The sequence below is a fragment of the Candidatus Poriferisocius sp. genome, assembly GCF_965219775.1.
GTDB lineage: Bacteria > Actinomycetota > Acidimicrobiia > Acidimicrobiales > Bin134 > Poriferisocius.
Window position 1 is genome coordinate 1,061,895 of sequence record NZ_OZ244793.1, and the last position, 19,852, is coordinate 1,081,746.

Annotated in this window: 19 protein-coding genes; 11 read left to right on the forward strand and 8 right to left on the reverse strand. The window is 70.0% G+C overall.

All coding sequences use genetic code 11. The annotated features are described in order from the left end of the window. Nucleotides 1–48: 48 nt before the first annotated feature. The 4 genes from ACOQPQ_RS04875 to ACOQPQ_RS04890 all read right to left on the reverse strand — a co-directional run bounded on the left by ACOQPQ_RS04875 (nt 49) and on the right by ACOQPQ_RS04890 (nt 2,995). Nucleotides 49–588: a gamma carbonic anhydrase family protein gene (locus ACOQPQ_RS04875; RefSeq protein WP_420638323.1), complete on the reverse strand. Its 540-nt coding sequence runs from the start codon at nt 586–588 to the stop codon at nt 49–51. A 56-nt stretch (nt 589–644) separates the two neighbouring features. Further along, the gene (locus ACOQPQ_RS04880) at nt 645–1,145 is read right to left on the reverse strand and encodes a flavin reductase family protein (protein WP_420638324.1); all 501 of its coding nucleotides are present in this window, start codon (nt 1,143–1,145) and stop codon (nt 645–647) included. Between the two features lie 69 nt (nt 1,146–1,214). Next, nucleotides 1,215–2,114, reverse strand: coding sequence for an A/G-specific adenine glycosylase (locus ACOQPQ_RS04885; RefSeq protein WP_420638325.1), 900 nt, complete (start codon nt 2,112–2,114; stop codon nt 1,215–1,217). Nucleotides 2,115–2,176: 62 nt separating this feature from the next. Beyond that, nucleotides 2,177–2,995 carry a hypothetical protein gene (locus tag ACOQPQ_RS04890; protein WP_420638326.1) on the reverse strand — a complete coding sequence of 273 codons (819 nt, stop codon included), beginning with the start codon at nt 2,993–2,995 and terminating at the stop codon, nt 2,177–2,179. A 115-nt stretch (nt 2,996–3,110) separates the two neighbouring features. On the opposite strand from ACOQPQ_RS04890, the gene ACOQPQ_RS04895 reads away from it, so the two are divergent. Continuing rightward, a complete protein-coding gene (locus ACOQPQ_RS04895; protein WP_420638327.1) occupies nt 3,111–3,599 on the forward strand; it encodes a hypothetical protein in 489 nt (162 codons plus the stop codon). A 23-nt stretch (nt 3,600–3,622) separates the two neighbouring features. Further along, the gene (locus ACOQPQ_RS04900) at nt 3,623–5,260 is read left to right on the forward strand and encodes a fumarate hydratase (RefSeq protein ID WP_420638328.1); all 1,638 of its coding nucleotides are present in this window, start codon (nt 3,623–3,625) and stop codon (nt 5,258–5,260) included. A 36-nt stretch (nt 5,261–5,296) separates the two neighbouring features. On the opposite strand, the gene ACOQPQ_RS04905 is transcribed toward ACOQPQ_RS04900, so the two are convergent. Next, complete coding sequence (locus ACOQPQ_RS04905) at nt 5,297–6,832, reverse strand: AMP-binding protein (RefSeq protein ID WP_420638329.1); 1,536 nt, start codon at nt 6,830–6,832, stop codon at nt 5,297–5,299. Between the two features lie 101 nt (nt 6,833–6,933). On the opposite strand from ACOQPQ_RS04905, the gene ACOQPQ_RS04910 reads away from it, so the two are divergent. Further along, entirely contained in the window at nt 6,934–8,352 is a 1,419-nt protein-coding gene (locus ACOQPQ_RS04910; RefSeq protein ID WP_420638330.1) for a sortase, read from the forward strand. Between the two features lie 18 nt (nt 8,353–8,370). Next, the gene (locus tag ACOQPQ_RS04915; RefSeq protein ID WP_420638331.1) at nt 8,371–9,015 is read left to right on the forward strand and encodes a septum formation family protein; all 645 of its coding nucleotides are present in this window, start codon (nt 8,371–8,373) and stop codon (nt 9,013–9,015) included. Between the two features lie 51 nt (nt 9,016–9,066). On the opposite strand, the gene ACOQPQ_RS04920 is transcribed toward ACOQPQ_RS04915, so the two are convergent. After that, complete coding sequence (locus tag ACOQPQ_RS04920) at nt 9,067–10,224, reverse strand: MGH1-like glycoside hydrolase domain-containing protein (protein ID WP_420638332.1); 1,158 nt, start codon at nt 10,222–10,224, stop codon at nt 9,067–9,069. 154 nt (nt 10,225–10,378) lie between these two features. Between ACOQPQ_RS04920 and ACOQPQ_RS04925 the strand changes: the two genes are divergently transcribed. Beyond that, entirely contained in the window at nt 10,379–11,407 is a 1,029-nt protein-coding gene (locus tag ACOQPQ_RS04925; RefSeq protein ID WP_420638333.1) for a glycosyltransferase family 4 protein, read from the forward strand. Beyond that, nucleotides 11,404–11,658 (forward strand): hypothetical protein, encoded by a 255-nt coding sequence (locus tag ACOQPQ_RS04930; RefSeq protein WP_420638334.1) that lies wholly within the window; start codon nt 11,404–11,406, stop codon nt 11,656–11,658. The genes ACOQPQ_RS04925 and ACOQPQ_RS04930 overlap by 4 nt, the downstream gene beginning before the upstream one ends. Nucleotides 11,659–11,703: 45 nt before the next feature. On the opposite strand, the gene ACOQPQ_RS04935 is transcribed toward ACOQPQ_RS04930, so the two are convergent. Next, complete coding sequence (locus tag ACOQPQ_RS04935; protein ID WP_420638335.1) at nt 11,704–12,192, reverse strand: NUDIX hydrolase; 489 nt, start codon at nt 12,190–12,192, stop codon at nt 11,704–11,706. Between the two features lie 147 nt (nt 12,193–12,339). Here ACOQPQ_RS04935 and ACOQPQ_RS04940 point away from each other — a divergent pair, with 147 nt between their 5' ends. The 5 genes from ACOQPQ_RS04940 to ACOQPQ_RS04960 all read left to right on the forward strand — a co-directional run bounded on the left by ACOQPQ_RS04940 (nt 12,340) and on the right by ACOQPQ_RS04960 (nt 18,808). After that, nucleotides 12,340–13,506: an LLM class flavin-dependent oxidoreductase gene (locus tag ACOQPQ_RS04940; RefSeq protein WP_420638336.1), complete on the forward strand. Its 1,167-nt coding sequence runs from the start codon at nt 12,340–12,342 to the stop codon at nt 13,504–13,506. Nucleotides 13,507–13,652: 146 nt separating this feature from the next. After that, a complete protein-coding gene (locus tag ACOQPQ_RS04945) occupies nt 13,653–14,789 on the forward strand; it encodes an amino acid ABC transporter substrate-binding protein (protein ID WP_420638337.1) in 1,137 nt (378 codons plus the stop codon). Between the two features lie 160 nt (nt 14,790–14,949). Continuing rightward, nucleotides 14,950–16,383, forward strand: coding sequence for an ABC transporter permease subunit (locus ACOQPQ_RS04950; protein WP_420638338.1), 1,434 nt, complete (start codon nt 14,950–14,952; stop codon nt 16,381–16,383). A 113-nt stretch (nt 16,384–16,496) separates the two neighbouring features. Further along, nucleotides 16,497–18,023 (forward strand): amino acid ABC transporter permease, encoded by a 1,527-nt coding sequence (locus tag ACOQPQ_RS04955; RefSeq protein WP_420638339.1) that lies wholly within the window; start codon nt 16,497–16,499, stop codon nt 18,021–18,023. A 71-nt stretch (nt 18,024–18,094) separates the two neighbouring features. After that, on the forward strand, nt 18,095–18,808 hold the full coding sequence (locus tag ACOQPQ_RS04960; protein ID WP_420640357.1) for an amino acid ABC transporter ATP-binding protein: 714 nt from the start codon (nt 18,095–18,097) through the stop codon (nt 18,806–18,808). 7 nt (nt 18,809–18,815) lie between these two features. Here the strand turns inward: ACOQPQ_RS04960 and meaB are convergent, their stop codons facing one another. Next, nucleotides 18,816–19,787: a methylmalonyl Co-A mutase-associated GTPase MeaB gene (meaB, locus tag ACOQPQ_RS04965; protein ID WP_420640358.1), complete on the reverse strand. Its 972-nt coding sequence runs from the start codon at nt 19,785–19,787 to the stop codon at nt 18,816–18,818. Between the last annotated feature and the right edge of the window lie 65 nt (nt 19,788–19,852).

Genomic DNA, 19,852 nt, shown 5'->3' on the forward strand with positions numbered 1-19,852 from the left:
GGTGTGGGAGTTGTTGGCCGAATCCTACCGGCAGTCAGCCCGACAATCTCATCTCTTGCCCATCTCTTGCGGACTGATCTCTCGCATCTCGGCCCGATAGCGACGGCCTCGGGCCACGTAGTTGAGGGCGTCCTCCCGGTTCTGACCCTCGGCCAGGTAGCCCTCCCGAATCTTGGCGGGCACGCCCACGGCCAACGCCAAAGGCGGGATCTTCATGTGGTTGGTGACCACCGCGCTGGCGCCCACCAGCGCGCCCCGTCCCACCACCGCCTCGTGGAGCACCACCGAGCCCACCCCCACCAGCGCTTCGTTCTCCACGGTGCAGCCTTCCAGATGGGCCAGATGACCCACGGTCACGTCGTCACCCACCACGGTGGGCAGCTCGTCGGTGTTGTGGATGACGGCGTTGTCCTGAATGGAGGTCCGGGCTCCGATGATGATGCCCGCCCCGTCACCCCGGAGCACCGCTCCCGGCCAGATGGTGGACTCGGACCCCACCCGCACCTGACCGATGATCACCGCCAGCGGATGAACGAACGCCTCCGGGTGGATGTCGGGCTCGAGGGCCCCCAACGCGTAGAGCGGCACGGCTCGGCTCTCTCTCCTCGGTCTGTCCTGCTTGGTCCTACCTGGTCACGACCAGTTCACGATCCCAGCGGTTCGAACGTGCCGTAGGAGCCGGCCAGGAACACCAAGGGGCCCACGTCGTCGCGCTGCACGCCCAGGTCCAACACCCGGCCGAGCACGATCCAGTGGTCGCCCGCCTCCACCACTTGGTCGATCTCGCAGTCGATCCAGGCCAGGGAGGTGTCGAAGATGGGGGCACCGGTCACCTTGGAGGACCACTGCAGACCGGCAAACTTGTCGTCGGCCCGAGAGGCGAACACGTTGGACATCTCGGTTTGGTCGGCGGCCAGGATGTTCACCCCGAAATGGCCGGCGGCCTCGATGGCCGGCCAACTGGACGACGACTTGCCCGGCATGAACATCACCAGCGGGGGATCCAGCGACACCGACCCGAAGGATCCGATGGCCAACCCGGCCGGTCCCTCGGGCCCGGCGGCGGTGACCACGGTGACGCCGGTGGGAAACTGCCCCAACACCTGGCGGAAGAAAGCCGAATCGAACGGCGAACTGTCGGACACGGTGGCTCCTCACCCAGGGGCAGGCTCTGCCCTCACGGTCTGCGATTCTCGGGGTTACCGGAACGGAGGTTACCGGCTGCCGTGGGCCGATTCCGCCTCGGGCAGCCGGGCCCGGCCCTCACGGTCGATCTCCACCATGCCCTCGGCCACCAGTTCGCCCAGTATCCGCTCGGCCCGAGTCGGGTCATCGGGCCAGCCGCAGGCGGCGGCCACCTCCGCCCCGGCAACCGGGCCCATGCGCAACGCGGCCACCAGGCGGCCCCGCCCCTGACGATCCGAGCCCGCGAACCGGGATTGCCCGCCGCTCACCCCGGCCGAGCCGTCGGCGGGATCGGCCCCTCGGCCCCGCCATCGGCACCACCACCGCACCGGGCACTGCTCGCACCGGGGCGCCCGGCGGGTACAGACCTCGGCCGCCAGGTCGAACAGGGCCTGGTTCCAGGCCCAACCCCCACCGGGGGGTACCGCGGCGTCGGCGGCGGCCTGAGCCTCAGCCGCCGTCAGCGGGCGACCCTGCCAGCGGGCCAGCACCCGGCCCACGTTGGTGTCCACCACCCCCACGTCGTGCTCGTAGGCGAAGGCCAGCACCGCCCGGGCGGTGTAGGGGCCGACTCCGGGCAGCGCCAACAACGCGGCCAGGCCATCGGGTGGCCGGCCGCCGTGGCCCGCCACCACCAGTTGGGCGCATCGGTGCAACGACACGGCTCGGCGGTTGTAGCCCAGCCCGTCCCATGCCCGGATCACCGCCGCCGGGGGGGCGGCCGCGCAGGCCGCCGCGGTGGGGAACTCCTCCAGGAACGTCCGGTAGCGGGGCACCACCCGGCTGATCTGAGTCTGTTGGAGCATCACCTCCGAAACCAGAACGGCCCAGGGATCGCGGGTGCGCCGCCAGGGAAGATCCCGCCGGTTGCGCTCACCCCAGGCCAACAGCGCCGCCTCCCGGGACTCGGCAGGCCGGGCGTGGCTCACCGATGTGACCGCCGAAGTGATCGAATGGCCACCAGAAGCCGGGCCCCCAGCCAAGCCGGGGCTCAACCGTCGGCGGCGAACAGTTCGGGGGCCACCGGACAGTCGGCCCCGGCAACCGCCTCGGCCACCGAGGTCAGTCCTTCCGGGCCGGCCACCTGGTCCACCAAGGCCAACGGCACCACCTCTTCGGGGGCGTCCCACGCCTCCGTCACGCCCTCGAGGGCCTGCTGACCCCGTACCCGCTGCACCAGCGACCGCCACAGCGCCTCGGGAAGCACGGCCCCCTGGCCGGCCACCAACCACACCGGAATCCCGGCGGCTTGCGCCACCGCAGCGGCCGCCCGAGAGCCGGAAACGGCCCAGAACCCCTCCGGGCCCACCGCCGCCGACTCCACCAGCACCACGTCGGACGAGGCGGCCGCGGCGCCCAGGCCGGTCTCGGCCACCTCCTCCACCCGGCCTTCCTGTTCCGACAGGCGGCGAACGAGCTGGTGGCCCTCCCCCAACACGTCCACCACCAGCACCCGAAGGTCGCCTCGCCGCCGCAGGGCACCGCCCACCAAGTCCGGCCACCCGAGCACACTCACGGTGCCGTCCAGCGGCAGCTCGCGGGCCAGCAGCCGAGCGGTGTCGTCATCGGCCATGGCCTGCACGCACGCCCGGATTTCCGCCGGGGGATCGGTGGCGGTGAGCACCCGGGAGGCCAGCCACAACAGCGGACCCGACGACGGCTGGCGAGCGGTCAGACGCCGACAGGTGGTGACCAACCCGGCGGGCTCGTTGCTGAAGCTCATCAGCGCCCCCGCCGTCTCCCGCACCAGCGCTTCCTGGGGCACCCCGGGCGTGCGGGCCACGTAGCGCAGATGCTCGATCGGATGCACGGTTCCAGCGTAGACCGGCGGGTATCGGCCCTCGGCGTCGCCGGCGCCGGGTCTGCGGGCCGATCCTCGGCCCGACACCGGCTTCGGCCCTTGGCCTGGAGTAACTTCGCAGGCAATGTCCACCACGCTTGACGCCGATGTGACCCTCACCCCGCTGAACGGCGAGCCCCGCCCCATGGGCGACTGGGTGACCGTGTTTCACCTGGTGATGGTCGTGCTCGACCCCTACACCTACGAGAGTTCGTGGCTCATCGACACCTCCGGGCGCATTCTGCGCAACTTCGTGGGCGCCGACTGCCGGGTGGCCTTCCTCGTCACCGCTTCCGTGGACGAGACCGAGGAGTATCTCGGGCCGTGGACCAGCGAGTTCTTGACGTTTGCCGACGAAGACCGCTCGGTGGTGCGGGCCCTGGGCCTGGAAACGGTGCCCGCCATCGTCCACCTCGACCACCAGCTCAACCTGCGGGCCTCCGCGGAGGGCTGGGACCCGGCCGCCTGGCGCGACGTGGCCACCCAACTCGCCCGGGCCATGAGCTGGCGCCCGCCGGTCATTCCCGTTCCCGACGATCCGTCGCCGTTCGCCGGAACCCCGGCGCTCGGCTGAGATGAGGCCGTCGAGGCAAGCTGATGGCCGACTTCGCCTACACCGAACTGCTCCCCACCGCCCCTGACACCACCACCCAATACCGCCTCTTGACCACCGACTTCGTGTCGACGGTCACTCTCGGCGACCGCCAGTTCCTCCAGGTGGACCCCGAGGCCCTCCGCCTGCTCACCGCCGAGGCCATGCGGGACATCGCCCATTTGCTGCGGCCCGGTCACCTGGCCCAATTGGCCGCCATCCTGGACGACCCCGAGGCCTCGGCCAACGACCGCTTCGTGGCCACCGAGCTGCTCCGCAACGCCAACATCGCCGCCGGTGGGGTGCTGCCCGGCTGCCAGGACACCGGCACCGCCGTGGTGGTGGGCCACAAGGGCGAGCGGGTGCTGACCGACGCCGACGACGAGCGGGCCATCGCCCGGGGGGTGTTCGACACCTACCGGACCTCCAACCTCCGCTACTCCCAGCTCGCCCCGCTCTCCATGTTCGAGGAGCGCAACACCGGCAATAACCTGCCCGCCCAGATCGAGATCTACGCCACGCCCGGCGACACCTACTCGTTTCTGTTCATGGCCAAGGGCGGGGGGTCGGCCAACAAGTCGTACCTCTTCCAGGAGACCAAGGCGCTGCTCAACCCCGAGTCGCTCACCCGCTTCCTCGACGAGCAACTGCGCACCCTGGGCACCGCGGCCTGCCCGCCCTACCACCTGGCCGTGGTGATCGGGGGCACGTCGGCGGAGTACACGCTGAAGGTGGCCAAGTACGCCTCGGCCCGCTACCTCGACACCCTGCCCACCCAGGGGTCGGCCACCGGCCACGCCTACCGGGACCTGGAGTGGGAGGACCGCATCCTGGAGCTGACCCGGCACTTCGGGATCGGCGCCCAGTTCGGGGGCAAGTACTTCTGCCACGACGTGCGGGTGGTCCGCCTGCCCCGCCACGGGGCCTCCTGTCCGGTCGGGGTGGCGGTGTCGTGCTCGGCCGACCGCCAGGCCCTGGGCAAGATCACCGCCGAGGGGGTGTTCCTGGAGCAGCTCGAAACCGACCCGGCCCGCTTCCTGCCGGAGATCACCGACGACGAGCTGAGCGGCCAGGTGGTGGCCATTGACCTGGACCAGCCCATGGCCGACATCCGCGCCGAGCTGTCCCGCTATCCGGTGAAGACCCGGCTGGCGCTGACCGGCACCCTGGTGGTGGCCCGCGACCTGGCCCATGCCCGCATCAAGGAGCGGCTCGACGCCGGGGAGCCCATGCCCGCCTACCTGCGCGACCACCCGGTGTACTACGCCGGTCCGGCCAAGACCCCCGAGGGGTACGCCTCCGGCTCGTTCGGTCCCACCACCGCCGGGCGCATGGACGCCTACGTGGACCAGTTTCAGGCCGCGGGCGGCAGCCTGGTGATGCTGGCCAAGGGCAATCGGTCCCGGCCGGTGGTCGAGGCCTGCGCCCGCCACGGGGGCTTCTACCTGGGATCCATCGGCGGGCCGGCCGCCCGGCTGGCCAAGGACTCCATCCGCAAGGTGGAGGTGCTGGAGTACGCCGAGTTGGGCATGGAGGCGGTGTTCCGGATCGAGGTGGAGGACTTCCCCGCCTTCATCGTGACCGACGACAAGGGCAACGACTTCTTCGCCGAGGTGGCCACCCCGGTCACCATCTCGTCGTGACGCTCAGGCTCCCGGCCGGCCCTGCCGTAAACGCCGCTAGTTGATCTCCCGCTCCCGGTCGGCCCAGTAGGGCTCGCGCAGGCGGTACTTCTGGAGCTTGCCGGTGGCGGTGCGGGCCAGTTCGTCGCGGAACTCCACCGACGTGGGGCACTTGTAGTGGGCCAACCGGCTGCGGCAGTGCCCGATCAGGTCGGCCTCGGTCGCCACCGCCCCGGGGGCCAGCACCACCAGGGCCTTCACGGTCTCGCCCCACTTCTCGTCGGGCACCCCGATCACGGCCACCTCGGCCACGGCCTCGTGAGCGAACAGGGCGTCCTCCACCTCGATGGACGACACGTTCTCGCCCCCGGAGATGATCACGTCCTTCTTGCGGTCCGACAGGGTGAGGTAACCCTCGTCGTCGATGTGGCCGCCGTCGCCGGTGTGGAACCAGCCCCCGGCCAGGGCCTCGGCCGACACGTCGGGCTGGTCCCAGTAGCCCTCGAGGACGTGATTGCCCCGGGCCAGCACCTCGCCGGAGTCGTCCACCGTCACGGTGATCCCCAGCGCCGGCACCCCCTGGCGGGAGAGCTTGACCGCCCGCTCCGCCGGTGGCAGGTGATCCCACTCGGACCGGGAGCGGTTGATGGTGAGATACGGGGCCGTCTCGGTGAGGCCGTAGAGCTGCATGAACTCCCAGCCCAGCTCGGTTTCCATGCGCTCGATGGTGCGGGTGGGGGGCGGGGCCCCGGCCACTGTCATCCGCACCCGTCCCGCGCCGGGAATCTCCCCTTCCCATTGCTGGGCCGCGTCCAGCACGGCGGCCACCACTGCGGGGGCGCCACAGAGGTAGGTCACCCCGTGTCGTTCGATCCGGCGCAGGATCTCGGCGCCGTCCACCTTGCGCAGCACGATGTGGCGGCCACCCACCCCGCTGACGGCATAGGGCATGCCCCACCCGTTGCAGTGGAACATGGGCAGGGTGTGCAGGTACACGTCACGGTCGCTGACCCCGGCCGCCCAGCCGAAGGTGGTGGCGTTGAGCCACAGCGAGCGGTGGGTCATTTGCACGCCCTTGGGGCGGGCGGTGGTGCCCGAGGTGTAGTTGATGGTGGCGGTGGCGTCCTCGTGGGGCGTCCACGGCTCGGGGTCCTCCCCGAAGCGGTACAGGGCCTCGTCGGCCTCTGCGCCCAGCACGTAGCGGTGGCGGCAGTCCACGTCGGCCAGCTCGTCGGCCAGGTCGGGGTCCACCAGCAACATGGAGGCCCCGCAGTGCTCCACGATGTAGCTGATCTCGTGGCGGTTCAGCCGGAAGTTGACGGGCACACAAACCCGGCCGTGGCCGCTCACCCCGAACAGGGAGAGCATCAGGCGGGCGGCGTTGTGCGAGACGATGGCCACCCGTTCGCCGAAGCCCACGCCGTGCTCGTCCAGGGCGGCGGCCTGGGCCCGAGCCAGCTCGGCCATCCGGGCGTAGGTGAGTTCGCCCCACCCGGCCGCCGGCTGATCCGGCTCGTCCACGATCCCCACCCGATCCCCGTACACCGTCGCCGCCCGGTCCAAGAAGTCACGAACGTTGAGAGCTACCTTCATTCCCCCACCGTACCCAGCTTCCGACCGGTCGTCGCCGCAACCAGGGGTGGCTCGGGGCCACGCGATGCCAAGACGCTGCCCCCGGCTCGTACAATTTCGCCGTGACGGCTGCTCGGGTGCTGGGAACACTGGGAAAGACCGTCATTGCCATCGGCCTGATCATCCTGTTGTTCGGGATCTTCCAGCTCTGGGGCACCGGCGTGATCGAGGCCCGGTCGCAGCGGGGACTCAACAGCGAGTTCGCCGACCTGCTGGAGGCTTCCAACGCCCTCGAACCCGAAACCGTCGTTCCGGCCGGGCCTCCGGCCACCCCCGAGCCGGTCGCACCGACTGCCGGGTCCCCCGCAACGCCCACGGACAGTGACCCCGATCCGGCCGATTCCGCTCCCACTCCTGCTCCCGCAGCCGGGGTCGACCCGACGTCCTCGCCGGTGGCCTCTCCTCCAGCCGCCGACGGCCCGTCAACGTCCCTCGAACCGCACCCGGTGTGGTTGTCCATGCTCTATCGGGACCGGGGAACGGCCATCGCCCGCATCGAGATTCCCGCCATCGATGTGGACAAGACGGTGGTGGAGGGCGTGCGGGTGAGCGACCTCCGCAAGGCGCCGGGCCACTACCCGGCCACGCCGATGCCCGGTCAGGCGGGCAACGTGGCCATCGCCGGTCACCGCACCACCTACGGCGCCCCCTTCGGCGACATCGACCAACTGGCCCCCGGCGACGAGATCGTCATCACCACCATCCAGGGGGAGTTCACCTACCTGGTGGTGGAACAGGGCAACGGCTACGGGCACCTCATCGTGGCCCCCTCCGCGGTGGAGGTGCTCGACCAGGACTTCCGCGACCACCCCAACCGCCTCACCCTCACCGCCTGCCACCCCAAGGGCTCCGCCCGCCAGCGGATCATCGTGGTGGCCGAGCTTGTCGGCGACCCCGCCCCCACCTATGCCCGGCCCAATCAGGACGTGCCGGCCGCCGCCCAACTCGCCGACGAGGACGTGTCGGAGACCGACGGCCCCCAAGGGCAGGATACGGCCCCCCCGGACGCGGCTCAGGAGGCCCCGCCGGGGAACAACCCTGCGAGCACCAACGGGCGGGACACCGAACAGACCGTCGGCGAGACCACGGGGACTTCGGCGCCCGAGCCCGCACCGGGGGACTCGCAAGAGGACTCCCTCGACGGTGCGTTGGGACAAGCCGACGATTCCGGTTTCGGGGGCACAGGCACCCAAGCCCTGGCGGCGGGCCCGCTCCCGGCCGGCTCCGGCTCCGGTTCCTTCGGCGAGGGTCTCGCAGAGGGCGGGGGCTCCGATTCCTTCGGTGAGGGTCTCGACGGTGACGGGGACGCCGTGGTGCCGGCCGTGTTGTGGAGTTTGGCCGCGTTGGCCATCTGGCTCTCGGCCCTGTTCGTCGGGCAGCGCTGGAAGCGGCTCCCGGCCTACTCCCTGTCGGCCGCCCCGTTCCTGGTGGTGATGTTCATGGCTTTCTGGCACATCGATCGGGTCCTGCCCTCCTACTGACCCGATGGTGACGACCTGATGGCAGAGCTGCAGCGCACGGTGGCCCGGTGGGGACTGATGGCCCGACGGGGACGGGCAGCCCGACGGGGACGGGCAGCCCGATGGGGACTGATGGCCCGATGGGGACTGGCGCTGGTGGTGCTGGCGGCCTTCAGCGCCTGCGGCGGCGGTGGGCCGGAGGACTCTCTGCTCGACGACGTGTTCGTGGCCCCCACCGCCGAACCCGATCTGCTGCCCACCGAGGAAGACCTGCGCGACCGGTTCGAGGGCACCGTGACCGAACCGTTCGACCTGCTGGTGGGCACGTGCTTCAACCAGTACACCTACCTCGACCGCAACGACCTGCCCGCCCAGCTCACCACCGCCATCGGCTGCACCCGCCCCCACAACGCCCAGGTGTACGCCATCTTGATCCACGATGCGCCCCGCGGTGCCCCCTACCCCGGCGAGGAAGCCGTGGACAGTTGGGGGCAGAGCCGGTGCTACGAGCAGTTCGTGCCGTTTGTCGGCCTGGCCTACGAGCTGTCGCAATTGGACATCGGCATGATCACCCCCAGCCGCACCGACTGGGAAGGAAACGAGCAGCGTCGGCGCATCTCCTGCTACGTCCACAGCTACCAGGGCCTGCTGATAATCGGCACCATGGAGGACATCGGGCTGTAGCGCACTCGCCGCCCCGGGCCGCGACTCGGCCGGGGCCTTGCCGCCGAGACGTCACACCATCAGGGCGGCCACTGCGGCCCAGCCCTGGGGCACGGCCCCCCCGGCGGTGCCGTCGTCGGGATCCCAGTACTCGGCAAAACCACTGCGCATCGCCCCCCGCACCGTGGCCGCCGCCACCGCCGCTGCGGCTTCCTGCCGGCCGTGGCGCAACAGGCCCACCCACATGAGGTAGCTGAGCTGGGGCCACGCCGGCCCCCGCCAGTAGGCACGGGGGTCGAAGCCGGGTTCGGCCCGATGCACCCCGGCCGGGCCGCACCCACCGCCGTAGGCCTCGGGGTCGGTCAACGCCTCGGCCGCCGCGTCGATCCGGTCGGGCTCCTCGGCCACCAGCATCGCCAACAGCCCGTCCAGCGTACGGGCCCGTCCCGACCCGGTGGCCGCCAACCCGGCGTCGGCCCATGTGCGCCGTGGCTCGTCCCACTGGGCCGCCAGGCAACCGGCCAATTCGTCGGCCCGCTCGGTGACCTCGGTCCGACCGGTGACAGAGGCCAGCTCCCAAGCGTTGAACACCACCAGGGCGTTGAACCCCGCCGAGGCGCAATCGAAGGCCGGATTGGCCACCGGGGAGCCGCAGGCGCTGCGCTCGACGGTGGCCACCAACCGGTTCTTGATGGGACGCCAGCGGTCCCGCGTGAACCCCCCCGGACAGAAGTCGTCCCAGCGGGGACTGTCGTCGGCCCCGCTCTCCCAGGGATGACACAGCGCCACCAGCCCGCCGGGGAGGCGCTCGCGGTCGAACAGCAGGAACCGTAGGCCCCACTCGGCCGCCGCCACGGTTTCCGGTTCCACCTCCACTCCTCGGCGCACCATCTCGGCCAACGCGTGCCCGTACATCGGGGGCTGGGTGATGGACGACGCTCCGGGTCGTCCCCACAGATCGGCGGCCACGCCCGGTTCACGCACGTAGTTCATGTGGGGCACGAAGCCGTCGGCTGCCTGCACCGACAGGGCGGTCCGGATTTCCTCCAAGCCACGATCGTCACCCAGTTCCGTCCAGCACAGGGCGTGGAAGCACGAGTCCCACAGCCACTGCCAGGGGTAGGTGGCCGGATTGGGGGCGGTGTAGCCCTCGGGCACCCAGTGGGCGGCCAGCACGGCCCGAGCCGCTTCTCGCACCGTGGTGCGGTCGAAGTCGTCGGGCCCATCCACCTTCCCACCGTCGCACAATCCCCCGTCCCCCACAATCCCCCGGCGGCAAGCCGCCCGACCGGTAAGCCGCTCAGCTCCCCCGGCGGCAAGCCGCCCCGGCTTGCCCCTTGGCTCCAAGGTCTCACCCGCCGGCGTCATCTGATTACCTCGGGGCATGGCCCGAGGCGCAATGCTCTCCTTTCGACTGGGGCTGAGCGACGGCGTCTCGGTGGTGGCCCGCCTGTGGCAGGACCTGCTGACCGGCATCGGCTTCGACATGGTGACGGTGGCCGCCGAAGGCCCGGTCGACCGGGTGGTGCCGGGCCTGGGCATCGACCAACCCGACGGCCCCGATCCCGACGCCCTGGCCGCCGCGGTGGCCGACGTGGACCTGGTGGTGGTGGAGAACCTCTGCACCATTCCCCTCAACCTGGCCGCCGCCCGCACGGTGGCCCGCACCCTGGCCGGTCGGCCCGCCATCCTGCACCACCACGACCCTCCCTGGCAGCGGGAGCGGTTCGCCGCCGTCACCGAGCTTCCCCCCCGCGACCCGGCCTGGCGCCACGTGGTGATCAACCGGCTGACCGCCGATCAGTTCGCCCAACGGGACATCGAGGCCACCGTGATCTACAACGGCTTCGACACCCACGGCCCCAACGGGGACCGCTCGGCCATGCGGGCCGCCCTGGGCGTGGACGACCCCACCCTGCTGGTCGTCCACCCGGTGCGGGCCATCGCCCGCAAGAACATCCCGGCGGCCATCGCCGTCACCGAGCAGCTCGGGGGCACCTACTGGCTGATGGGCCACGCCGAGGAGGGCTACGACGCCACCCTGGCCCAGCTCCTGGCCGAAGCCCGCTGCCCGGTGATCCACCGTCCGGTGGCCCGCACCCCCGACATCTACGCGGCCGCCGACCTGGTGGTGTTCCCCTCGACGTGGGAGGGCTTCGGCAACCCCCCCGTGGAGGCGGCCGTCTGGGGCCGTCCCTGTGTGGTGGGCGACTACCCGGTGGCCGGGGAGCTGGCCGAGTTCGGTTTCCGGTGGTTCTCCCCCGACCGCCTGGACGAGGTGCGGCGCTTTCTCGAATCTCCCGACCCCGAGCTGTTGAGCCAGAATCGGGCCATCGCCCAACAGCACTTCTCCCTGGACCGGGTGCGATCCGACCTGGTGGCCTTGTTGGCCGACGCGGGCTGGCTCCCGTGAGCGGGGACGGATTGGCCGCCCGGCGCCGGCGCATCGGCCGGCTCACCGTGGCGGGCCAGCGGCTGGGCTACCTGCTGTATCTGGTGGCGGCCGCCCTGTTCTTCACCGGCCTGGCCACCAGCTTTCGCAACCCCGTGGTCACCGCCACCATCGTCTGTTTGCTGGTGGGCTCGTTGGTACTGGCCCCGTCCATCGTCTTTGCCTACGCGGTGCGGGCCGCCGACCGCGAGGAGCCGCTCCCCGAGGATTGACCTCACGCTGAGCCCCCGCGGGCCCCCTACTCCCCCCTGCCCCCGTCAGGGGCTGATGTCGATGGGGGTCTCGGGCAACCGACCGGCCACCACCGGGGGCAGGAACTCCCGCAGCCGCTCCGGCAGCACCTTCTCGTCGGAGCGGAGCAACTCCTCCAGCTCCCACCAGCGGGCGTCCTCGAACGCGGCCGCCTCCAACGCCTCCAGGTGCTGCGGATCCCACTCGCCCCCTTCGGGGCACCAGGCCACGTGGATCCGCTCGTTGGAATCGAAGTGGATGCCGGCGAAGTCGAACTCCACGTGCTGGGTCCAGATGCAGGGCCCCACCTCCACGTCGGCGAACCCGGCTTCCTCCCAGAGTTCCCGGCGGGCGCACTCGGCCGAGTCCTCGCCCGGACCCAGCCCCCCGCCGGGGATCTCCCACCACGGCCCCTTGTGGGGGTCGATGGGGTCGCTGGCCCGCATCAGGAAGATGCGCCCCTGCCGATCCAGCAGCACCACCCGGGCCGCGGGCCGACGCAACGTCCATACCATGGGCGCCGACCCTACCGGCCTCGGCCGTCGGCTCGCGCCTCCCGAGCAGTCGGTACTCCCCGACTGAGCATGGCCGCCTCGGATAGATCGCCGGTGGCCTGCGCCGGTACAGTGCCGCACCACAAGCCAGAACGGGGGTCGCCCACCATGGAGTTCGGATATTTCGCCCAGTGTTTCGTGCCGGATTTCGGCTACGAGGACAACCCCGAGTGGGAGGCCCAGCGCATTCGCGACAACCTGGAGATCTCCCAGCTCTGCGACCGCAACGGGTTCAAGTACATCTGGGCCTCCGAGCACCACTTCCTGCGGGAGTACTCCCACATGTCGGCGCCCGAGGTGTTCCTGTCGGCGGTGGCGTCCACCACCGAGAACGTGCATCTGGGCTCGGCCATCTTCAACATCACCGCCCCGGTGAACCACCCGGTGCGCTCGGCCGAGCGGGCCGCCATGATCGACGTGTTGTCCAACGGTCGCTTCGAGCTGGGCACCGGTCGGGGGTCCTCGTCCACCGAGGTGATGGGGTTCGGGATGCCCGGCACCCCCCGGGATCCGGCCACCGGGCTGGCCGACACCGAGATCACCCGAGGCCTGTGGGACGAGGCCATCGCCCAGATCCCCCACATGTGGCGTGAGGGGGCCTACAGCTACGAGGGCGACAGCTTCTCCATGCCGCCCCGGGAGATCTTCCCCAAGCCGGTCACCAAGCCCCACCCCCCGTTGTGGGTGGCCTGCGGCAGTCCGAGCACTTTCGAGAAGGCGGGCAAGCTGGGCATCGGGGTGCTGTGCTTCACCATCGGGTCACCCGACGACATCGCCCCCCTGATCGAGATCTACAAGAACGAGATCGCGAGCTGCACCAACCCGGTGGGCGACTACGTCCACGACAACGTGATGTGCGTGGGCTTCGGCATCTGCCTCGACGACCGGGAGGCCGCCATCGACTACGCCACCCGCGGGCACATGTACTACTACCAGTGCCTGGTGTACCGCTGGCTGGACACCTTCCCCAAGCCCGAGGGCATCCCCGAATGGCCGGCGGTCATTCCCGAGCCCACCCACGACGAGGTCAAGATGGCCATCGAGGGCGGAACGCTGTGCGTGGGCAACGCCGACGACTGCGTTCACGTGTCCCGCCAGTACGAGCGGGTGGGCGCCGATCAGTACGTGATCAGCCCCCTGACCTCCACCCTGCCGATGGAGGTGGTGCGCGAGACCATCGTGAACTTCGGCAAGCACGTCATCCCGGTCATCGACACCGACCCCGTCCACCGCTCCACCCGCCAACGGGAGGCCGCTCTGGCTGCGGTCGCCTAGCGGCGCAGAGACTTCGATCCCGAGAGGTCGATCCCGAAAAGCTCCTGCCTGCCTTCCCGGAAGGGGATCCGCCGAAGTAGGGTGCAAGGCAACCCTGTGTCCTGAGCACTTCTCAGCAGCACCCCTCAGCAGCAAGGAGCAACAACATGCTGAAGTCCCCCTCCCGCTGGCTCGCCCTTTTCGGCCTCCTGCTGGCTTTCGCCCTGGTGGTCGCCTCCTGCGGCAACGACGATGACGACGGTGCCGCTCCGGAGCCCACCGCCGAGGACACGGCCCCCGAGCCGACCGCCTCGGAGCCCGACGCGACGGAACCCACCGCTGATGTGGTGCGGATACAGGACGGAGGGGTGCTCGAGGCCGTCCAGAATCGAGGCCGGGTGCTGTGCGGTTCTCGCGACGATCTGCCCGGCTTTGCCGCCGTCAACCCCGACGGCACCTACGAGGGCTTCGATGTCGACATGTGCCGTGTGGTGGCCGCCGCCGTGTTGGGCGACGCCGACGCGGTGGAGATCGTGCCGGTGACCAGCGCCGAGCGGTTCACCGCCCTGCAGACCGGCCAGTTCGACGTGATGATCCGCAACACCACCTGGACGGCCACCCGGGACGGCAGCGAGTCGGCCAACTTCCTGTTCACCACCTACTTCGACGGCCAGGGCATCATGGTCCCCGCCTCCAGCGGGCTCACCGAACTGGCAGACCTGGCCGACGCCAACATCTGCGTCTCCTCCGGGACCACCACCGAGTTGAATCTCACCGCGGTGTTCAACGCCCGGGGCATCCCCTTCACCCCCATCACCTTCGAGGGCTTCGACACTCTGGTTCCGGCGTACGGCGAAGGGCAGTGCGAGGCGATGACCGCCGACAGCAGCGCCTTGGGCGTGTTCAAGCTGGAGATCGAGCAATCGGGCGGTGACGAGCAGCACATCATGACCGAGGTGTTCTCCAAGGAGCCCCTCGGCCCGGTGGTGCTCGACGGGGACACCCAGTGGGCCCAGGTCGTGAATTGGGCCATCATGGCCACCGTGCAGGCGTGGGAGTTCGGCCTCGACTCCTCCAACATCAACTCCTACAGCGGTAGCGACCCCAACATCTTGAACTTCCTCGGGAACGACAACTTCGATCCCGGTCTCGGCCTTCCCTCCGACTTCGCCGTTCAGGTGGTTTCGCAGGTGGGCAACTACGAGGAGATCTTCAACCGGCATCCCCAACTGGGCACGCTGTCCGGAAGCGTGAACGACCTGTGGACCAACGGCGGGCTCATGTACGTCCCGCCCTACCGCTAGGGGTTCTCGGCCAGGAGCCTGGTGAGCGTCGGAGGCTGAGCCGTCCGGCGCAGTAGCCGAGGCAAAAGCACTCGTACAGGGGCGGCCCTTCGGGGTCGCCCCTGGCGCGTTCGGGGCCTGGTCCCTCACCGGGCCGGCGCCACTGCGTAATGTGAGCTGAGTGCCGGAAGGGAAGACAACCACGGGGCCCGACGCTGGGAACCGGCTCGGAGCCGGCGGGATTCCGGCGACCCCTGGGGCACGGCTGCGGGCCGGACTGATCGACCTCTTGTTGGTGGCCGTGATCGGCGGGGGCTCCTTCTGGCTGGGCTGGGGGCTCCGGACGGACTCGGCCGACATGGTGGAGCTCATCCTCGGGTGGTTCTTCACCGTCGCCGTTCCCGCCGCCACCGTGGTGATGGTGGTGGGCGACTTGTGGCGGGACGTGCGGGTGCTGCGGGTCGTGGGCCAGGTGGCAATGGCGGTGGTGGTGATCGCCACGCTGCGGTGGCTGTTCCACAACTTGGTCACCGGCATGGACGAGACCGGCATCCCCCGGGACTTCGACATGCTGCAGGGCCCGACCAACTTCGAGATCCGCGACGCCGGATTCGATGCCCGCAACCCCCTCTGGCAGGCCATCGTCGTCGGCGTGAAGAACACCGCCTTGGCCTCGGTGGTGGGCATCCTCATGGCCTCGGTGATCGGCCTGTTCGTGGGCATCGCCCGCCTCTCCTCCAACAAGCTGGTGGCCTGGCTGGCCTCGGTGTACGTGGAGACCCTGCGCAACATCCCCCCTTTGGTGGTGATCGTCTTCTTCGGCTTCGCCCTGTTCACCTTCGGCCCCCTGCCCGCCTGGGCCATCAGCCGGGGCCAGTACCCGTGGGAAGGGCGTTGGCCGGGTAGCGACAGCAACTACCTGATCATCAGCAAGGACAGATGGGGCGTTCCCTCCCTGGCCGCCGACGGGGCCACCGGCTCGTTCTGGCTGCTGGTGTTGGCGGGCGCGGTGGTGGCCGCGGCCGTGTGGCGGTGGCGAACCCTTCGCAACACCGCCACCGGCCGGCCCCATCGCCGGGTGCTGTGGTCGCTGGGGGCATTCGCGTTGATCGCCGTGGTGAGCTTCGTGGCCCTCGACGCGCCCTACCAGTGGTCGTGGCCCGCCATTTCCGAGAGCGGACGGCGGATTTCGGGCGGCTTCGCCACCAACTCCGGCTACCTGGCCCTCACCATCGCCCTGGGCTTCTACACCGCCAGCTTCGTGGCCGAGATCGTGCGGGGGTCCATCTTGGCCCTGCCCCGGGGCCAGGGCGAGGCGGCCTCGGCCATCGGTCTGCGGTCATCACAGCAGTACCGCCATGTGATCCTGCCCCAGGCGCTGCGGATCGCGGTGCCGCCCTATATCAGTGAGTGCCTGAACCTGGCCAAGAACACCTCCCTGGCCATCACCGTCGGCTACTTCGACACCACTTTGTTGGTGCAAACCGCCATCGGCAACGGGAACCCCGCGCCACAACTCATCGGGATCCTGTTGGCCATCTACCTGGCCATCAGCCTGATCATCTCGTTCATCCTCAACCTCTACAACCGCTCCATCCAGCTCAAAGAACGATGACCGCCCCCACCGTGTCCTCTGCATCATCAGCGTCTTCGGCGCCCTCTGCGCCGATCACGAGACCCTCGGCGCCCCACCCCCCGGCGGGTCGGGGCGCGGGCACCGTGATAGGGGTGGTCGCCGCCGCCCTCGGCCTCGTGATGGTGGCCACCTCCGGGCCCACCACGGTGTTCGGCTGGGGCATGGTGGGCTCCGGCGTCGCCGGGGTGATGGCCGTACGGGTGCCTCGGCTGCGCAAGGACCTGTTCAACACCTGGTACAACGCGCTGATCACCATCCTGCTGTCGGCGGTCGGCGTGTACCTCGCCTATCGGGGCGGGAAGTTCCTGTTCGCCTCCGGGCAGTGGCAGTCGGTGCGCGCCAACCTCACCCTGTTGATGATCGGCACGTTCCCCCGCTCGGAACAGTGGCGCCTGGTGGTACAGACCTACCTGCTGGCCTCGTCCATCGGGATGGCCTGGGGCATGGTGCTGGCCGCGGCCCGGGACCGGGCCGACGAGATCGGTGTGCCCGCCGAACGGGTCACTGCGGTGGGCCTGGCCCGACGCTACTGGCCCATTGTGGCCTTGCTGGCCGTCATCCTGGCCTTCACCGGCACCATCTGGCCCACCCTGTTCACCCTCTCGGCGGTGGCCCTCGGCCTTGGGCTGCGCCAGGTGCTCCTGCGCGCGCCCCGCAGGCTCCGCCCGGTGGGCTGGTTCGTGGCCGGCCTGGCCGCCATCGTGTCGTTCCAGGTGCTGACCGGCACCGGGGGCATCAGTTGGTGGTGGACCAGCGCCCTGGTCGCGGGGGCTGCCTTTCGGTTGGCCGGCACCCGGGATTTCACCCGCCATCTGGGGTCGATGGTGATGTGGCCCATGTCGCACCGGGAACGCCTGGTCACCCCCCAGGTGCTGGCGCGATGCAGGCAGGTGATGCAGGTGACGGCCGTGGTGGTGGCCGTGGTGGCCGTGCGGGTCGTCTACTGGCTCATCGGCGACACCTCCAGCGTGGGGTGGGACAGATGGTCCGGGTTGCACCTCACCCTGGTGGCCTCGGTGGCCGCCATCATCCTGGCCTTCCCCATCAGCCTGCTGTTGGCCCTCGGTCGTCGGTCGTCGCTGCCGGTGGTGCGCTGGGTGTGCGTGGGCTACATCGAGTTCTTCCGGGGTGTTCCCCTCATCACCCTGCTGTTCGTGGCCAGCATCTTCATCGGCTTCTTCCTGGACGTCGACACCCCGCTGTCGCTTCTGACCCGGGCCATCATCATGTTCACCATCTTCAGCTCGGCCTACCTGGCCGAGGTGGTGCGCGGCGGCCTCCAAGCGGTGCCCCGGGGCCAGGTGGAGGCCGGACAGGCCGTGGGCCTGCAGCCCTTCGGGGTCATGCGCCTGATCGTGTTGCCCCAGGCGCTACGGGCGGTGATCCCCGCCATGGTGGGACAGATCATCAGCCTGTTCAAGGACAGCTCGCTGTTGTCCATCATCAGCATCGTGGAGCTGGTGCGGGCCCGGGAGTTGATCCACTCCCAGGACGGCTTCATCGCCGCCACCCATGCCGAGACGCTGGTTTTCGTGGCCTTCGCCTACTGGGCCATCAGCTACACCATGTCCAAGGAGAGCCAACGCCTCGAGCGGCGGCTGGGAGTAGGAGAACGATGACCGACACGCCCCATGCCCCGACCGTCAACCGCGACGCCACCCAGATCGGTGACCGCACAGCCATCGTGGAGATGGCCGGGGTCAACAAGTTCTTCGGCTCGTTCCAGGCCCTGCGGGACATCGACCTCAAGGTGGGCACCGGCGAGGTGGTGGTGGTTATCGGACCGTCGGGGTCGGGGAAGTCCACCCTCATCCGGTGCCTCAACCGCCTCGAGCACCACGACCAGGGTCATATCGTGGTCGACGGCGTGGAGCTCTCCGAGGACCTCCGCAACATCTCCCTCATCCGGCGGGAGACCGGCATGGTCTTCCAGCAGTTCAACCTCTTCCCCCACCTGTCGGTCATGGACAACATCACCCTCGGACCCCGCCAGGTGCTCAAGATGCCCAAGGCCCAGGCCGAGGCCCGGGCCGCCGATCTCCTGGAACGGGTGCGCATCCCCGAGCAGGCCCGCAAGTTCCCCGGTCAGCTCTCCGGGGGCCAGCAGCAGCGGGTGGCCATCGCGCGCTCGCTGGCCATGCAGCCCAAGATCATGCTGTTCGACGAGCCCACCTCGGCCCTCGACCCCGAGATGATCTCCGAGGTGCTCGAGGTGATCCTGGAGTTGGCCACCTCGGGCATGACCATGGTCGTGGTCACCCACGAGATGGGCTTCGCCCGGGAAGCCGCCGACCGGGTGATCTTCATGGCCGACGGCGAGATCGTGGAAGTGGGCGAACCCGAGCACTTCTTCACCAACCCCCAGGAACGCCGCACCCAACTGTTCCTCTCCCAGATCCTCTAGCCAGGCGTCAGCGAAACAGCGCTCCGGTGATTTCGGCGGCCGCGGCGGCGGGGGTGACCTTGCCGTCGGCCACCTGCTGCTCCAGACGGTCGGCCAGCTCTTGCACCTCGGAGGACGCCCGCAGCCGGTCGCGCAGCAGATCGTCCACCATGGCCCACATCCACCGCACCTGCTGACCGGCCCGGCGCCGACCCAGCTCGCCGTCGTCGGCCAGCTCCCGGAAGTAGGCCTGCACATGGCCCCACACCTGGTCGATGCCGGTCCCCTCGATGGCGCTGACGGCCAGCACCGGGGGCACCCACCGGGGATGAGCCGGGGCGGTGATGGCCAGCGCGGCCCGGTAGTCCCGCACCGCCCGCTGGGCGGCCACCTCGTTGGCCCCGTCGGCCTTGTTCACCACCAGGGCGTCGGCCAACTCCAACACCCCCTTCTTGATGCCCTGCAGTTCGTCGCCCGCGCCGGGCAGCATCAACACCAGGAAGAAGTCCACCATGTCGGCCACCGCCGTCTCCGACTGGCCCACCCCGACGGTCTCCACCAGCACCACGTCGAACCCGGCCGCCTCCACCACCACCATGGTCTCGCGGGTGGTGCGGGTCACCCCGCCGAGCGACCCCGACGACGGCGACGGGCGGATGAAGGCGGCGTCGTCCACGGCCAGGCGGGGCATTCGGGTCTTGTCGCCCAGGATGCTGCCGCCCGACACCGACGACGACGGGTCCACCGCCAGTACCGCCACCCGGTGGCCCTGGGCGGTGAGGCTGGTGCCCACCGCGTCGATGAAGGTGGACTTCCCCACCCCGGGCACGCCGGTGATCCCCACCCGCCGGGCCCCGCCGGCGTGGGGCAGCAGACGATGCAGAAGTTCGGTGGCCGGGGCCCGATCGCCGGCTCGGGTGCTCTCCACCAAGGTGACGGCCCGGCCCAGCCAGGTGCGGTCGGCAGCCAACACCCCCTCGACGCAGGCATCCAGATCCATGGCGGCGGGGCTCACCGGTGACACCGGGTGGCCGGGTCGGCACTACCGGGCATCAGGGTCCATGG

What these genes read in the sequence shown, in the direction of transcription:
- ACOQPQ_RS04895 (WP_420638327.1), top strand. Translation starts at nt 3,111, where the DNA reads ATGTCCACCACGCTTGACGCCGATGTGACCCTCACCCCGCTGAACGGC.
- ACOQPQ_RS04900 (WP_420638328.1), top strand. Translation starts at nt 3,623, where the DNA reads ATGGCCGACTTCGCCTACACCGAACTGCTCCCCACCGCCCCTGACACC.
- ACOQPQ_RS04905 (WP_420638329.1), bottom strand. Translation starts at nt 6,832, where the DNA reads ATGAAGGTAGCTCTCAACGTTCGTGACTTCTTGGACCGGGCGGCGACG.
- ACOQPQ_RS04915 (WP_420638331.1), top strand. Translation starts at nt 8,371, where the DNA reads ATGGCAGAGCTGCAGCGCACGGTGGCCCGGTGGGGACTGATGGCCCGA.
- ACOQPQ_RS04925 (WP_420638333.1), top strand. Translation starts at nt 10,379, where the DNA reads ATGGCCCGAGGCGCAATGCTCTCCTTTCGACTGGGGCTGAGCGACGGC.
- ACOQPQ_RS04935 (WP_420638335.1), bottom strand. Translation starts at nt 12,192, where the DNA reads ATGGTATGGACGTTGCGTCGGCCCGCGGCCCGGGTGGTGCTGCTGGAT.
- ACOQPQ_RS04940 (WP_420638336.1), top strand. Translation starts at nt 12,340, where the DNA reads ATGGAGTTCGGATATTTCGCCCAGTGTTTCGTGCCGGATTTCGGCTAC.
- ACOQPQ_RS04945 (WP_420638337.1), top strand. Translation starts at nt 13,653, where the DNA reads ATGCTGAAGTCCCCCTCCCGCTGGCTCGCCCTTTTCGGCCTCCTGCTG.
- ACOQPQ_RS04960 (WP_420640357.1), top strand. Translation starts at nt 18,095, where the DNA reads ATGGCCGGGGTCAACAAGTTCTTCGGCTCGTTCCAGGCCCTGCGGGAC.
- meaB (WP_420640358.1), bottom strand. Translation starts at nt 19,787, where the DNA reads ATGGATCTGGATGCCTGCGTCGAGGGGGTGTTGGCTGCCGACCGCACC.